This window comes from Haloleucobacter albus (assembly GCF_052492075.1).
In genome coordinates, this window is the sequence record NZ_JBQWAS010000021.1 from 170,001 (window position 1) to 184,074 (window position 14,074).

The 14,074-nt window shown below is 62.8% G+C and carries 14 protein-coding genes (1 of these 14 running past the window's edge); 7 read left to right on the forward strand and 7 right to left on the reverse strand.

What is annotated here, in order from left to right; all coding sequences use genetic code 11:
* Nucleotides 1-698 carry the 5' portion of a LysR family transcriptional regulator gene (locus ACT6QH_RS05250; protein ID WP_444973754.1) on the reverse strand. It extends 223 nt beyond the left edge of the window, so only the first 698 of its 921 coding nucleotides appear in the window; it begins with the start codon at nt 696-698; the stop codon falls past the left edge of the window.
* 131 nt (nt 699-829) lie between these two features.
* Between ACT6QH_RS05250 and ACT6QH_RS05255 the strand changes: the two genes are divergently transcribed.
* The 6 genes from ACT6QH_RS05255 to ACT6QH_RS05280 all read left to right on the forward strand — a co-directional run bounded on the left by ACT6QH_RS05255 (nt 830) and on the right by ACT6QH_RS05280 (nt 8,632).
* On the forward strand, nt 830-2,434 hold the full coding sequence (locus tag ACT6QH_RS05255; protein ID WP_444973755.1) for an ABC transporter substrate-binding protein: 1,605 nt from the start codon (nt 830-832) through the stop codon (nt 2,432-2,434).
* Nucleotides 2,435-2,436: 2 nt separating this feature from the next.
* The gene (locus ACT6QH_RS05260; protein ID WP_444973756.1) at nt 2,437-3,462 is read left to right on the forward strand and encodes an ABC transporter permease; all 1,026 of its coding nucleotides are present in this window, start codon (nt 2,437-2,439) and stop codon (nt 3,460-3,462) included.
* A 32-nt stretch (nt 3,463-3,494) separates the two neighbouring features.
* Nucleotides 3,495-4,409: an ABC transporter permease gene (locus ACT6QH_RS05265; protein ID WP_444973757.1), complete on the forward strand. Its 915-nt coding sequence runs from the start codon at nt 3,495-3,497 to the stop codon at nt 4,407-4,409.
* Nucleotides 4,410-4,411: 2 nt separating this feature from the next.
* Nucleotides 4,412-6,043 (forward strand): dipeptide ABC transporter ATP-binding protein, encoded by a 1,632-nt coding sequence (locus tag ACT6QH_RS05270; RefSeq protein WP_444973758.1) that lies wholly within the window; start codon nt 4,412-4,414, stop codon nt 6,041-6,043.
* 60 nt (nt 6,044-6,103) lie between these two features.
* Complete coding sequence (atzF, locus tag ACT6QH_RS05275) at nt 6,104-7,915, forward strand: allophanate hydrolase (RefSeq protein WP_444973798.1); 1,812 nt, start codon at nt 6,104-6,106, stop codon at nt 7,913-7,915.
* Nucleotides 7,916-8,137: 222 nt separating this feature from the next.
* Entirely contained in the window at nt 8,138-8,632 is a 495-nt protein-coding gene (locus tag ACT6QH_RS05280; RefSeq protein WP_444973759.1) for a peptide deformylase, read from the forward strand.
* A 4-nt stretch (nt 8,633-8,636) separates the two neighbouring features.
* Here the strand turns inward: ACT6QH_RS05280 and ACT6QH_RS05285 are convergent, their stop codons facing one another.
* Genes ACT6QH_RS05285 through ACT6QH_RS05295 form a run of 3 tightly spaced genes read right to left on the reverse strand, consistent with a single transcriptional unit; the run spans nt 8,637 to nt 10,277 of the window.
* Entirely contained in the window at nt 8,637-8,981 is a 345-nt protein-coding gene (locus tag ACT6QH_RS05285) for a DUF6616 family protein (RefSeq protein WP_444973760.1), read from the reverse strand.
* The gene (locus ACT6QH_RS05290) at nt 8,978-9,751 is read right to left on the reverse strand and encodes a DNA alkylation repair protein (protein ID WP_444973761.1); all 774 of its coding nucleotides are present in this window, start codon (nt 9,749-9,751) and stop codon (nt 8,978-8,980) included. The genes ACT6QH_RS05285 and ACT6QH_RS05290 overlap by 4 nt, the downstream gene beginning before the upstream one ends.
* A complete protein-coding gene (locus ACT6QH_RS05295) occupies nt 9,744-10,277 on the reverse strand; it encodes a MarR family winged helix-turn-helix transcriptional regulator (protein ID WP_444973799.1) in 534 nt (177 codons plus the stop codon). Before ACT6QH_RS05295 ends, ACT6QH_RS05290 begins: the two co-directional genes overlap by 8 nt.
* Before the next feature lie 184 nt (nt 10,278-10,461).
* On the opposite strand from ACT6QH_RS05295, the gene ACT6QH_RS05300 reads away from it, so the two are divergent.
* The gene (locus tag ACT6QH_RS05300) at nt 10,462-11,097 is read left to right on the forward strand and encodes a MarC family protein (RefSeq protein ID WP_444973762.1); all 636 of its coding nucleotides are present in this window, start codon (nt 10,462-10,464) and stop codon (nt 11,095-11,097) included.
* Here ACT6QH_RS05300 and ACT6QH_RS05305 read toward each other — a convergent pair.
* The 3 genes from ACT6QH_RS05305 to ACT6QH_RS05315 are packed head-to-tail and all read right to left on the reverse strand — an operon-like array spanning nt 11,094 to nt 14,057.
* Nucleotides 11,094-11,927 carry a DUF1045 domain-containing protein gene (locus ACT6QH_RS05305; RefSeq protein WP_444973763.1) on the reverse strand — a complete coding sequence of 278 codons (834 nt, stop codon included), beginning with the start codon at nt 11,925-11,927 and terminating at the stop codon, nt 11,094-11,096. The two genes, ACT6QH_RS05300 and ACT6QH_RS05305, sit on opposite strands and share 4 nt — an antisense overlap.
* 16 nt (nt 11,928-11,943) lie before the next feature.
* A complete protein-coding gene (locus ACT6QH_RS05310) occupies nt 11,944-12,597 on the reverse strand; it encodes an MBL fold metallo-hydrolase (protein ID WP_444973764.1) in 654 nt (217 codons plus the stop codon).
* Between the two features lie 26 nt (nt 12,598-12,623).
* Nucleotides 12,624-14,057 carry a DUF3422 family protein gene (locus ACT6QH_RS05315; protein WP_444973800.1) on the reverse strand — a complete coding sequence of 478 codons (1,434 nt, stop codon included), beginning with the start codon at nt 14,055-14,057 and terminating at the stop codon, nt 12,624-12,626.
* Nucleotides 14,058-14,074 lie beyond the last annotated feature (17 nt).

Below are 14,074 nucleotides of genomic sequence, written 5' to 3' on the forward strand. Positions count from 1 at the left end.
AGCACATAATGGCACATCAGCTCGAAGCTCTCCGTCTCCACCACGGGTGAAACCTGACGGGAACTCTTGTTGGCCGCAAAATCCAGAAGATGCCGAACGCCAAAGCGGATGGAAGGTGCGATGTGAGGATGATCCAGACAATCGCGCAGGCGTAATTCCGGCCGGCTGGCCAAGGGGTGATCCGCCGCCATCACCGCATGCACGGTTTGCGGCACAAGCTGGATGACCTCGAAATCCACCATATAGATAGGCTCGAACACCAGAGCCAGATCACTGGCATAGCTGGCCAGTTCCTGTTCGGCCTGGTCACGGTCGCGCACATTCACGCTGAAGGTCACACGGGTATGTTCGGCGCGATAGGCGGCGATCTGCTCCGGCAGAAAATAGGGCAAAAGCGCCTGTGAACAGGCAATGGAGACATGACCGCGACGCTCGCCGATCAGATCCGCCACATGCCCCTGCACCCGCGCCAGGTCTGAGAGGGTAGCGCGGTAATGGTGCAGCATCAGTTCTCCGGCCGGATTGAGCCGCACCCCATTGGGCAGACGCTCGAAAAGCTCAGAGCCGAACTCCTCCTCAAAACGACGGATGCGCCGGTTCAGGGCGGAAGCGGTGATGTTCATATCTTCCGCCGCGCGCCGCATGGAGCCCGCCCGCGCCACGGCTTCAATCAGCCGGAATGTCTGCAAGTGTCTCATATTTAAAGATATTATTTGAGCGTTCGAATTTTTGCAACGGGCTGGTGAAATCATAGCAATTTATCGAACGCCTCGGAGCGCGCAGGGTTAGGTCAACACTTCTTCCCTACCTGCCCCAAACGAGGACTGGCATGTCTATCTCCCGGCGTGATTTTCTGAAGACCAGCGGCGTCCTGCTTGGCGCTTTGCCCTTTGCCCGCTCCCTCCCCGCTCAGGCAGCCCGGCGCGAGACACTCGTCGCCGTCATCAGCCAGACCGTGAACAGCCTTGATCTGCACCGCGTGGGCACCAACCGCGCCAGCTATCAAGTTGCCGTCAACTGCTATGACCGGCTGGTGAGTTTCGGCAGCAAGGCCCTGCCTTCCGGCGAGCTCTCCTATGATTATTCGAAGATCGAGCCCGAGCTGGCCGAGAGCTGGACGATCTCCGAGGATGGCAAGACCCTCACCTTCAAACTGAAGAAGAACGCCGTCTTCTTCGACGGCTCACCCGTCACGGCACATGATGTGAAATGGTCTTTCGACCGGGCGGTGTCTGTGGGCGGCTTCCCCACCACCCAGATGAAAGCTGGCGGCTTCCAGCGCCCGGACCAGTTCGAGGCCCTGGATGATGAAACCTTCGTGGTGAAGCTGGATCATCCCTCCAAGTTGTCCCTGCCCGATCTGGCCGTGCCGGTGCCCTTCGTCATCAATTCCCGGCTGGCGAAGCAGCACGCCACCAAGGAAGACCCTTGGGCAACCGACTATCTGCACAAGAACACCATTGGTTCCGGCGCCTACAAGGTTACCCGCTGGGATGCCGGACAGCAGGTGGTGTTTGAGCGCAATGACAAGTGGGTTGGCGGGCCTCTCCCGGCCGTGCGTCGCGTCATCATGCGCGAAGTGCCCTCCGCCGCCACCAGCCGTGCACTGATCGAGCGCGGTGATGTGCAGGTGGCCTTCGATATTCCCGACAAGGACGCCTCCGAACTCGCCAGCAAGGTGCAGGTCTATTCCACTCCTATCGAAAACTGCCTGCACGTTCTGTGCATGAACACCAAGTTCGAGCCCTTCCAAGATGAGAATGTGCGCAAGGCCGTGGCCTTTGCCGTGCCTTACGAGGCCATCTTCAAGGCGGCCGCCTATGAGCGTGGCGCACCCATGTGGGGCGGCTCCGAAGAGGTGACGAGCATCGCCTGGCCGCAGAAGTCGCCCTACAGCACAAATCTCGACAAGGCGAAGGAATATATGGCCAAGTCCGGCTTCGCGCAGGGCTTCGAGACCACGCTGTCCATCTCCACCGGCCTGTCCGCCTGGATGGAGCCTGCCGCCCTGCTGATTCAGGAAGCCCTCGCCAAAATCGGCATCAAGACCCAGATCGAGAAGATCCCCGGCGCCAACTGGCGCACCGCCGCTCTCGTGGAAAAGCGCCTGCCGCTGCACCTCGAAAACTTCGGTGGGTGGCTGAATACGCCGGATTACTACTTCTTCTGGGCTTATCAGGCCGGACATCTGTTCAATTCATCGAACTATGACAACCCCGAAATCAACAAGCTGGTCGATGAAACCCTGCACATGTCCATGAATGACCCCGAATATGCGCCCAAGATCAAGCGCATGATCGAGATCATCTTTGAGGATCTGCCGCGCGTGCCCCTCTACCAGCCGGCTCTCAATGTCGCGCTCAACGGGGCCACGGGTTACGAGTTCTGGTTCCACCGCCAGCTCGACCTGCGCACACTCAAGCTGGAGGGCTGACCATGGCCGGGCGTTCGGGAGCCATTCTGGGGCGCATCGCACAGGCGGTGCCCGTCATTCTGGGTGTGGTGGTGATTTCCTTCATCCTCACCCGCGCGCTGCCGGGAGACCCGGCCGTGCAGTTCGCCGGCCTTGCCGCAACGCCCGAGTCCATCGAGGAAGTGCGGGTCAAACTCGGCCTCGACAAACCCATGCCCGAGCAGTTCGCCATCTATGTGGGGCAATTGCTCCATGGTGATCTGGGCCAATCCGTCGCCACCGGTCGCCCGGTGGCGGAGGAGCTGGCGAGCCGCCTGCCCGCCTCGCTGGAACTGACCTTCTTTGCTCTCATCCTGTCCTGCGTGGTGGCGGTGCCGCTTGGCATTCTCGCTGCCACGCGACCGGGAAGCTGGGTGGATCAGATCTGCCGGCTTCTTGTCACGGCAGGCGTCTCTCTGCCCACCTTCTTCACCGGCCTCGTGCTGATCTATGTCTTCTATTATCAGCTGGGCTGGGCCCCCTCCCCGCTCGGACGGCTGGATTTCATCTTCATCGAGCCTGAGCGCGTCACCGGCTTCTTCCTGATTGACGCCGCGCTGGCGGGGGATGCCGAAACCTGGTTCGGTGCGCTGAAGCAACTCATTCTGCCGGCCATCACCCTGGCCCTGTTCACGCTGGCCCCCATTGCCCGCATGACCCGAGCCTCCATGCTCTCTGCCCTTTCGGCCGATTATGTCCGCACTGCCAAGGCTGCCGGCCTTGGAACCCGGCAGGTGCTGTTCACCTATGCCTTCCGCAATGCGCTGCTGCCGGTCGTCACCACTCTGGGCATGGTGTTCTCCTTCGTGCTGGGCGCCAATGTGCTGGTGGAGAAGGTGTTCGCCTGGCCGGGCATCGGCTCCTACGCCGTGGAGGCGCTGGTGGCCTCCGATTATGCGGCGGTTCAGGGCTTCGTGCTCGCTATGGCGCTGCTCTTCGTCGTGCTCAACCTCATCATTGACCTCACCTATTCGGCCATCGACCCGCGCTTCGGCACGGGCGCGCGATGAGCATGCAAGGCGAAACGGAAAGGAAGGTCTCCATGGCCACCGTCATCAACGCCCCTGCGGCCTCCGGCCAGCCCCCCCGAACGGTGAAGCCCGCCGTGGCGAAATCCGGTGCACTGGCGCACACGCTTTACGTGCTGCGCGAGAACCCCGTCACCGCATTGTCCTTCGGCATGTTCGCCTTCCTCGTCGCCTCGGCGGTGATTGGCCCCTCCATTGTGCCCTATGATCCGCTGGCGACAAATTCCGCCATGGCGCTTCAGCCGCCTTCCTTCTCCCACTGGTTCGGCACGGACAATCTGGGCCGGGACGTGTTCAGCCGGGTGATCGTGGCGACCCGTCTGGACCTCATCATCTCGGTGGCAGCGGTGGCGCTGTCCTTCGTGATCGGCTCGGTCATCGGCGCCATTGCCGGCTATCGCGGCGGCTGGCTCGACATGGTGCTGAACCGCTTCCTCGACATCATCATGGCCTTTCCGCTGTTCGTGCTGGCCATGGGCATCGTGGCGGCGCTCGGCAATTCGGTGGCGAATATCATTTACGCCACGGCCATCATCAACATCCCCTTTTATGCCCGTGTGGTGCGCGCGGAGGTAAATATCCGCCGCGAGGCCGGTTTCACCCAGGCTGCCCGTCTGGCCGGCAATTCCGATGCACGGGTTCTGGCCCTGCACATATTCCCCAATGCCCTGCCACCCATGATGGTTCAGGTCTCCCTGAATCTGGGCTGGGCCATCCTGAATGCCGCAGGCCTCTCCTTTATTGGCCTTGGCGTGCGCCCCCCCACCCCGGAATGGGGGATCATGGTGGCGGAAGGCGCGAACTTCATCGTCTCCGGCGAATGGTGGCTCGCGCTCTTCCCCGGCCTCTGGCTCATGCTCGCCGTCTTCACCTTCAACCTGATGGGCGATGGCCTGCGCGACATCGTCGACCCCCGTCGGAGGACCTGAACATGCTCTCGGTCAAGGATTTTGCAGTCGCCTTCCGCACCCGGCGGGGAGAAGTCAACGCGGTCAAGGGCATCAGCTTCGAGCTGGCCAAGGGGGAGCGCCTCGGCATTGTGGGCGAGAGCGGTTCGGGCAAGTCCGTCACCTCCTATGCGCTGATGCGCATTCTGGACGCCAACGGACAGATCAAGGCCGGCGACGCCATCTATTCCGGCATTGATCTGCGCCGCGCCAGCGAACGGGAGATGCGCGACATTCGCGGCCGGGAGATCAGCATGATCTTCCAGAATCCGCGTGCCGCGCTCAACCCCATCCGCAAGATCGGCCACCAGATTGAGGATGTGTTGCGCCGGCACAACCAGGCCAGCGGCCATGATGCGCGCGAAAAGGCCATCGCCGCGCTGGAGGCCGTGAAAATCAACGATGCCGCCAGCCGCTATGACGCCTACCCCTTCGAGCTTTCGGGCGGCATGTGCCAGCGCGTCGTCATCGCCATCGCGCTGGCCTGCGACCCCAAGCTGCTGATCGCCGACGAGCCCACCACCGGCCTCGACATCACCACCCAGAAAGTGGTGATGGATCTGGTGGATGAACTGGTCCGCGCCCGCGGCATGTCCTCCATTCTCATCACCCATGATCTCGGCCTCGCCTCGGAATATTGCGACCGCATCGTGGTGATGAAGGACGGGCGGATCGTGGAAGAAGGCCAACCAGCCTCGCTCTTCACCAATCCGCAGCACCCTTATACCCGCAAGCTGGTGGAGGCCACGCCACGGCGGGATACCTCCATCCGTGATCTTCTGCCAGAAGATGAGCGCACCCCCCTAGCCCCCCACATCATCTCGGAAAAGCCGCTGCTGGAAGTGCAGGATCTGAACAAGGTCTATGCCGGCAAATCCGGCCCGGTTCATGCGGTGCGTGGCGTCAGCTTCACCATCCGCAAGGGCGAAAGCGTGGGGCTGGTGGGCGAAAGCGGATGCGGCAAGTCCACCACCTCCTCCATGCTGGTGCGGCTGATGGATTCCTCATCCGGTCAGATCCTGTTCCAAGGCCAGAACATTGCCGATATGCCGGCTGTGGATTTCGCCCGCAATCCGCTGCGCGGACGCATCCAGATGGTCTTTCAGGATGCGACCGACAGCCTCAATCCCCGCCACACGGCGCGCCAATCCATTGCCGAGCCCCTGCGCCGGCTGATGCGCATGAGCGGCAGCAAGCTGGAGGCGCGAGTAGAAGAGCTGGCCCATCTCACCGGCCTGCCGCCCCATCTTCTGGATCGCTTTCCCCATCAGCTTTCCGGCGGCCAGAAGGCTCGTGTGGGCATTGCCCGCGCCATCGCCACGGAACCGGATTTTCTGGTTCTGGATGAACCCACGGCCGCGCTGGATGTCTCCATTCAGGCCGTGGTGCTCAACCTGTTGGCCGATCTGCGCGCCCGGCTGGGCATGAGCTATCTCTTCGTGAGCCATGATCTGAACGTGGTGCGCCTGCTGTGCGACCGCGTGATCGTGATGAAGGGCGGCCAGATCGTTGAAACCGGCCCCACCGAAAAGGTGATGAACACGCCCAGCCACCCCTATACGCGCGAACTTCTTTCCGCCGCGCCGCAGCCCCCGACACGCCAGACCGCAGCGTGACCCGTCATGGAATCCCCCGCCCTGACCACGCTCTGGCCCCCCTCGATGCAGGATCATGCCATGCCGGATAATGCCCTGAACGCCCCGCTTTCCGCCCTGCCCTTCACCTTGCCGGCCCTGCGTCGTGCCTATGCGGAGGGCCTCCGCCCCGAAGCCGTAGTGGCGGAAGCCTTTCGCCGCCTGGATGCGATCGCCGATCCCGGCATTTTCATTCATGACGCACGGGAAACCGCCATTGCAGAAGCCGCTGCACTGGGTGCACCGGATGGCCGCCCGCTCTGGGGCATCCCCTTTGCGGTGAAGGATAATATTGATGTCGCCGGCATGCCGACAACGGTCGCCTGCCCGGATTTCGCCCATATGGCGCATGAGGATGCCTTTGTCATTGCGCGGCTACGGGCGGCCGGAGCCATTTGTCTCGGCAAGACAAATCTGGACCAGTTCGCAACCGGCCTTGTCGGCCTGCGCACGCCCTATCCTGCCCCCCTGAATGCGGTGGACCCGGCCATAGTTCCGGGCGGCTCCTCCTCCGGCTCAGGCGTGATTGTGGGACGGCAGATCGTGCCCTTCGCGCTGGGTACGGATACTGCTGGTTCCGGGCGGGTGCCGGCGGCGCTGAATGATGTGGTGGGGCTCAAACCCACCATCGGCACGCTCTCGGCAAGCGGTGTCGCGCCAGCCTGCCGCACGCTGGATACGGTGTCCATCTTCGCGCAGACCGTGGCAGATGCCTGGGACATCTATGCGCTGACTGCTGCCCATGATCCGGCAGACGCCTATTCGCGCACCTTCCCCGCGCCGAAACTTTCCGCCCTGCCCCCCTCCATGCGCATTGCCGTGCCGGACGCTGCCTCCCTGATGACATATGGCGACAATGTTCAGGCCGATTATTTTCGCGATATCATCGCCCGCCTGCGCACCATCGGGGCCGTTGTGGAAGAGGTGGATTTCACCCCGTTCTACGCCATTGCTGAAATGCTCTATCAGGGCCCCTGGGTGGCCGAACGTATCGCGTCCGTGGGGGCGCGGCTGGATGAGGCTCCCGAAACGCTACACCCCACCACCCGCGCCATTCTGGAAGGTGGCCGCCATTTCACCGCCGTGGATGCCTTTCAGGCTCAATATCGTCTGGCCGAGCTGAAACAACGCTGTCTGGAAGAGATTGCGGAAGCCGATTTCATCTGTGTGCCCACCATTCCGCGCTTTGTGAGCGTGCAGGAAGTGGAAGCCGATGCCATGGGCCCCAATGCACAGCTCGGCATCTATACCAATTTCGTCAATCTGCTGGATCTGTGCGGCATGGCCGTGCCCACCACGCCGCGCGCGGATGGCAGACCCGGCAGCCTCACCATTCTGGGCCGGGCGGGCACCGATGCCCGCGTCGCCGCCCTGGCGCTGAAAATCGAGCGGGATGCCGCCAGCGGGCCGGTGGAGCTGGATGATCTTGCCCCGGATGAAATCGCGCTGGCGGTGTGTGGGGCGCATATGTCCAGCCTGCCGCTGAACCCGGAGCTGACCTCTCGCGGCGCGCGTTTTCTGCGCGCCTGTCGCACCGCTCCGCATTATCGCTTCTATGCGCTGGCCGGTGGCCCGCCGGAGCGTCCGGGCCTTGTCCATACCGGTGATGAAGCAGGGGCCGGCATTGCGGTGGAAGTGTGGGCCCTGCCCCGCACCGCGCTGGGAGATTTCATGGCCGGCATTCCCGCCCCGCTTTCCATTGGCACTGTGGTGCTGGAAGATGGAAGCCGTGTGAAGGGCTTTCTGTGTGAAGCCTATGCCAGCGCAACGGCCCATGACATTACTGCAAGCGGCGGATGGCGCAGCTTTCTGCGTTCGTCCAGAACCGCTGAAATGCGGCAGATGCGCGCCTGAAGACAAGGCCGGGTGGCTGCACCCGCCCGGCCCAGCCCCCACCCCGCACGGGTGACGGGTACCACCCTGCGCCAGCGGCGAGATCCACGCGTCCGCCATGGCGCGCCTCTTGCCTGCTCTCGTGCCAACTCTCTTGCCAGCTCTCTTGCCAGCTCTCTTGCAAAGGCCCCCCACCTCCGGCATCACAAGGCCGCTTTCGCTAATGCCCGCAGGAGCCTGCCCATGGCTGTTCGTCCCCTTGTCACCTTTCCGGACCCGCGCCTGCGCACCATTGCCGCAACCGTGGAGCAGTTTGACGACGCCCTCGCCACGCTGGCTCAGGATCTTCTGGACACCATGCGCGCCGCCCCCGGCGTGGGCATCACCGCCCTGCATATTGGCGTGGCGCAACGTCTCGTGGTGCTGGAGCTTTCGCCTGAAGAGGGACCGCGCATCTATGTCAATCCGCAGATTCTTGAAGCCTCGGAGGAGACAATGCGCCATGTGGAGGGCAGCGTCTCCATGCCGGGTGTAACGGAGGAAATTGAGCGCCCGGCCCGCATTCGCCTGCGCTATCAGGATCTGACCGGCCAGTTTCATGAGGAGGATGCAGCAGGCTTCGCCGCCGTGTGCCACCAGCATGAGATTGACCAGCTCGATGGCATCTTCTGGCTTCAGAGGCTCTCGCGCCTCAAGCGCGAGCGCCTCATCAAGCGTTATGAGAAATTGCGCGGCTGACGCCTCAGATTCTGGCAGCCGCCAGCGCCTGAAGATGGGCTGGCAGATCTTCCGCAACACCGCCGGCATTCAGCGTATCGAAATAATCATGCCAGCCGGAAAGGGCGATCCCCTCCAGCAGCGCCTTCAGGCCCGCCGCATCCGGCGCCTGCCAGATCGCAAAGAAGCGCTGCGGCGCGCCATGGGCCATCGCATCATCCACAGCCCCGAAAGCCATGGGCGTAATGCCCCGGCCCAGAAGCCCTTCCATGCCCGCCCCAATGCGCGCAAAAAAGGCTTGGCGCGCAGCTTCATCCAGCGCCAGCCACGCCGCACGCGGCGTATAAAGCTCAATCAGCATATGGCTCATGATGAACCCCTCTTTGGCTTGTCGAGAGAACGTAAAGCACGACGGGCGATACGCACCGTGTTGGGCGAGGCCGGCCCGTCCAGCCACCGCGCCACAACGCTGCGCACCCAATCCGGGCGGGACTTGGCCGCATCATTGAGCCAGTTGCCGACGGAATCCTGAACGTAGGGGGAAGGGTCCGCCCTCAATGCCTCCAGCAATGGAAGCCCTGCCTCCGGCCCGGTTTTGAGCGCAGCGATATGCCGACACCACACACCGCGCGGGCGCGTGGCTTCGCAGGCGAAGCGGCGCAGATAGGCCGAAGGCTCTTGCGTCCAGCGCATCAGCAGCGCAAAGGCTTTTTCCAGATTGTCCGAGAGAGCTGGCCGCACCGCCAGCCAGGCCCATTCCCGCACACCGAAATGCGGATCATCCGCAAGCGGGCGTATGGCCAAAAGTTGATCGGCAAGTGGAAGCCCCTGTGCGGCAATCATGAAACAGGCCCAGCCGCGCACCGTATCACTGCCATGCGCCTGTATTTCGGCCCGGCCCCCCGGCTCCAGATGCGCCAGAAGCAAGCGTCCGGTTTCCGCCATGCGCGCGGAAATGCCGAGTTGCTGCAAACCGGCCACCTCTTGCGGGCAGGCCCGCACCAGATCCGGCAACACCTCATCCAGCAAAGCCGGAAAATCCACCGCCAATATTTCCGACAGGTTGGAAGCCTCAGCCCGGCCAGCCTGCACCGCAGCAAGATGCGCCGCTTTCTTCTCTGCGGCGGTGTTCTCAACCATCGGTCGGCTCCTGCATGTCTGCGCCGGCCTGTGCCGCCTGCCGCCCGGCATCTGTTCGTGCAAAGGCCCTGTCCAGCAGGCGCGAAAGCAGCGCCCCTTCTTCCGGCGTAAAATCCGCAAACAGCGAGCCGATCCACTGATTGTGCTGCGTCACCAGCGCCTGACTCAGCTTCTGCCCTTCGGCGGATAGTCGGATGGTGAGGCGACGGCGATCTTCCGGGTGTGCATGGCGTTGCACCAGATGGCTGCGTTCCAGCCCATCCAGCAGGCCCGTCACCGTGGCGCGGGTAACGCCGGCCTGTTCCGCCAGCTCGTGCGGGGAAAGGCCATCCGGGGCCTTTCCCAGCAGATACAGCAGCACGAACTTGCCTTCGGAAAGCTGATGTGCCCCAAGGCGCGCCGCGCAATCACGATCAATCGCACCAGCCAGCGCCAGCACCTCGAAACACAGACGCATCTGCGCGAGAGGCAGAGCTGCATCCGCACCGGCCAGAAGGGCCTTGTATTTCTGCTCCAGAATCATAATAAGCCAACATATAGTATGGTACCATACTATATGGCAAGCCCCCTCACGACGCGCACCGGCACAACAGGGCTCACAAGTTCATGCCTGAAAATGGCGGATGCGATGCAAATTTCAAACGCCGTCCATATATTTTTCACTCCCCTGCCCTAGTTTGCAGAGAGAAACAGCCAGATCAGGTGCAGACATGGACTTCACGATTGCGACCAAACTGTTTGCCGCGCTTTTTGCAATCATGAATCCGCTCAGCACCCTGCCGGTCTTTCTTGCTCTGACAGCGGATCTGACCCCGGCAGACCGGCGCAGCGCCATGCTCAGCATGCTGGTCACCATCGTGGTAGGCGCACTGGTCTGCGCCGTTGCCGGGCAGTTCCTGCTCTCCATGTTCGGCATTGATGTGCAGAATTTCCGCCTCGCGGGCGGGCTTATCGTTCTTCTGATCGCCCTCAACATGCTGAATGGCGAAGAAAGCAGCGCCCACCATGGCACGGATGAGGAGAAGGACACCTTCAAGGCCGCGGCCAGCTCCGGCGTCTATCCGCTTGGCATTCCGCTAACCTTCGGCCCCGGCACTATTGCCACGCTCATCATCTTCGCCCCCTATACCGACACACTTGAAGGCGCTGTCGGCTATTATGCGGGGCTGTTGGGCTATCTGGTCTTTTTCGGTATTCTGCTGGTGCTGGCTCCCAGCATTGCCAAATGGCTGTCGCCCATGGCCCTTTCCATCTCCAAGCGCATCATGGGCATGATCCTCGCCGCCATTGCAGCAGAGATGATGACCGGCGCGCTGGGCAAACTCTTCCCGGCCTGGCTCGGTTAGGTTCCGGGCGCAGACGCACCCTCTCCCTCCGCAAATGCGAACCGCCGGATGAGCCGGAAACGCGCCTGTGGTGAAGGCTGGCGAAACAGCGCCAATTCAGTCACCGGCACGGGCGCTGCCGCGCCGCTACGGGCATAGGCCAGGCGCAACACCTCCTCCACCTGGCCGGCATGGTCCGGTTCCAATGCCCCTGTCAGTGTCATGTGGAAGCGGAACTCCTCTTTCACATGGGGATAGCCATAAGCCTCCAGCAAAGCGCGCTGGCGAGGGGCAAGATGAGCCGCCCTGCGCCGGACCCGATCCTCTGCTGTCAGCGGAGCACGGAAGCGATCCAGTTCCCGCACGGTACGCCAGGCCAGATCATCCAGCGCAGCCAACGGGCAAGATGGCACCAGAGCGCAGAAACGCCCCAGCCGGGCCAGCTCAAGCGGCGGCAACATAAAGGGCTGACACCCTGCAGCAAAAGAGGAAAGCGCCGTGATCAGGCCCACTTCATCACAATCGCTCGCGAGGCGAAAGGGAGCCTTCAGCGTGGCATGAAACCCGTAAAGGCGGGGCTTTTCTGTCCATGAGCGCCACTGCGCGGCATACTGCGGCGACAGTTCCGGCAGGCCGGGTGCATCGGTTTCCACACCGCTCTGCGCATCATAGCCCAGCCAGTCTGAGCCGAAGCGCCACAGGGCGCTGTGTTCCGGCGGCGCGAAATAAAGCCCATAGCGCGGCACCCCCGAAGAGGGAGAGAGAGAGGCCGAACAGCTTGCTGTTGAAGCCTTCTCCCCAACCTCACCCTGCCGATCTTCGCCACCGGCGCAAGAGACTGCTCTCTCCATCTTTCGGAAAGCCGCCTCAACCCTGAAGGAAGGGGTTGCTGGCGCGCTCATCCCCAATGGATGTCAGCGGCCCATGACCGGAGAGGCACACCATGGAATCCCCCAGAGGCAACAGCTTCTCCCGGATACCGGAAATGAGCTGTTCATGGTTGCCATAGGGAAAATCCGTCCGCCCCACAGAGCCCCGGAACAGCGTATCGCCCACCAGCGCCACATTGGTCGGCTTGTGGACATAAACCAGATGGCCCGGCGTATGCCCCGGCACATGCAGAACATCCAGCTCCAACTCGCCGATCCGCACGCTCTCGCCTTCCGCGAGATAGAGATCGGGCTTCACCGGGCGCGCGCCTTCCACGCCATAGCGGGCCCAGTCCGCATCCAGCGTATCCATGAGGAACTGATCCGCCGCCGTAGGGCCTTCCACCGGCACGCCCAAAAGTTCGGCAAGCTCCGCCGCACCGCCGGCATGGTCGAGATGGCCATGGGTGAGCAGGATTTTTTCCACCTGCGCGCCGGTTTCCTTCACTGCGGTCTGAATCCGGCCCACCTCGCCACCGGGGTCCACCACCGCAGCCTTCATGGTACGGGTGCACCACACAATGGAGCAATTCTGCTGAAAGGGCGTGACCGGCACGACGGCGATCTGAAGAGGCTGCGTGGGATGCGACATGTGATCTCCCGACCCGGCGTACCGGGCTATTGTCCTTCATGGTCGTGATGTGCGGCATGGGCATTGCGGATACGCCGCACCACCCACCACACGGCCAGAACCACCACCGGCACAAGCAACGCCGAAACCATGCCAGCCTTCAGGTGAAACCCGAGGGAAGTCTCCACCCCGGCCTCGAACACGCCCTTGATGAGATAGTGGATCAGGCTCACCACATAGTAGGAAATGGCGGCGACTGAAAGTCCTTCAACCGTGCTCTGCAACTGAAGCTGCATACGGGTGCGCTCATTCATGGATCTCAGCAGATCACGGTTCTGCTGCTCCAGCTCCACATTCACACGGGTGCGCAACAGGTCGGCGGCATTGGTGAGTTTGCGGGCGATCTTGCCCTGTCTCTCCTCCACCGAAAGGCAGGTGCGCATGGCCGGCGCCATGCGTCGATCCAGAAACTGTTGCCAGGTGGGATAGCCCTGCACCGGCACTTCCCGGATGGTGGCCAGGCGCAGATGGACGATTTCCATATAGGCCCGGCTTGCCCCGAAACGGAAAAGGCTGCCGGCGCTATCCGCTTCCAGCTGGGCGGCCAGCGCCACAAGCTCATCCAGCAATTTGTGATTGTCACTGAAGCCGGAGGTCTGCGTCATGGCCACGGCCACTTCCGCCAGCCGGCTTTCAATCCGGGCAATGGCCGGTGCCAGACGCTGGGCCTCCGGCAGCCCCAGCAACGCCAGCGTACGATAGGTCTCGATTTCCAGAAGACGTTGCACCAGTGCGCCGGCAGCGCCTTCGCCCAGCCCCCTGTCCCGCACCAGAATGCGCACATAGCCGGAAGGATCGGCCCGAAAATCACTCGCGATTTCGGCCAACCCGTCATTCACGTCCGCCCGCGCAAGGCTCGCCGGATTGAACAGCCGCTCCAGCATGAAGCTTTCTGCCGTATCCGGCAGCAGGTGAAGATCCACCGCGACCAGAAGCGGGCCGGGCTGGGGCACTTCTCCAAAGGGGCTGGCCAATGTCGCCGCCGGGGGCTGGAAGGGCAAGGCCCCTCCGGCCAGAGAGGGCGATGAGATATGCTCTCGCACAAGATCCGGCCCGGCCACATCCAGATCCGCACATGGCAGATCCCATGTATAGGTGCAGAATTCGGCATGGCTTTCCCAGCGCAGGCTGGCCCCGCCAAAAGCCACATAATGGTGCCGCGCCCCAGCGGCCGGCACCGGCACGCCACGCGACTGACACAGGCGTATCAACGCCTCACGGTCTTTCTGCGCCCCATCGCCTTCCAGAAGAAAGGCGGCGTGCAGCACCCGTCGCGGCGTGCTCACCGGCACGAAGGGGCGCGCATGCAGCTCCCTCAGCACGGCCGCCCGCAGCGGATGGGCCGCAAGGGTATGGCCTCCGCCGATCTGTAGATCATCGCGGTTGCCATCACCGCATGGCGTCGCATTCTGCTGCGCCATGTTCTGCGCCTCGCTCT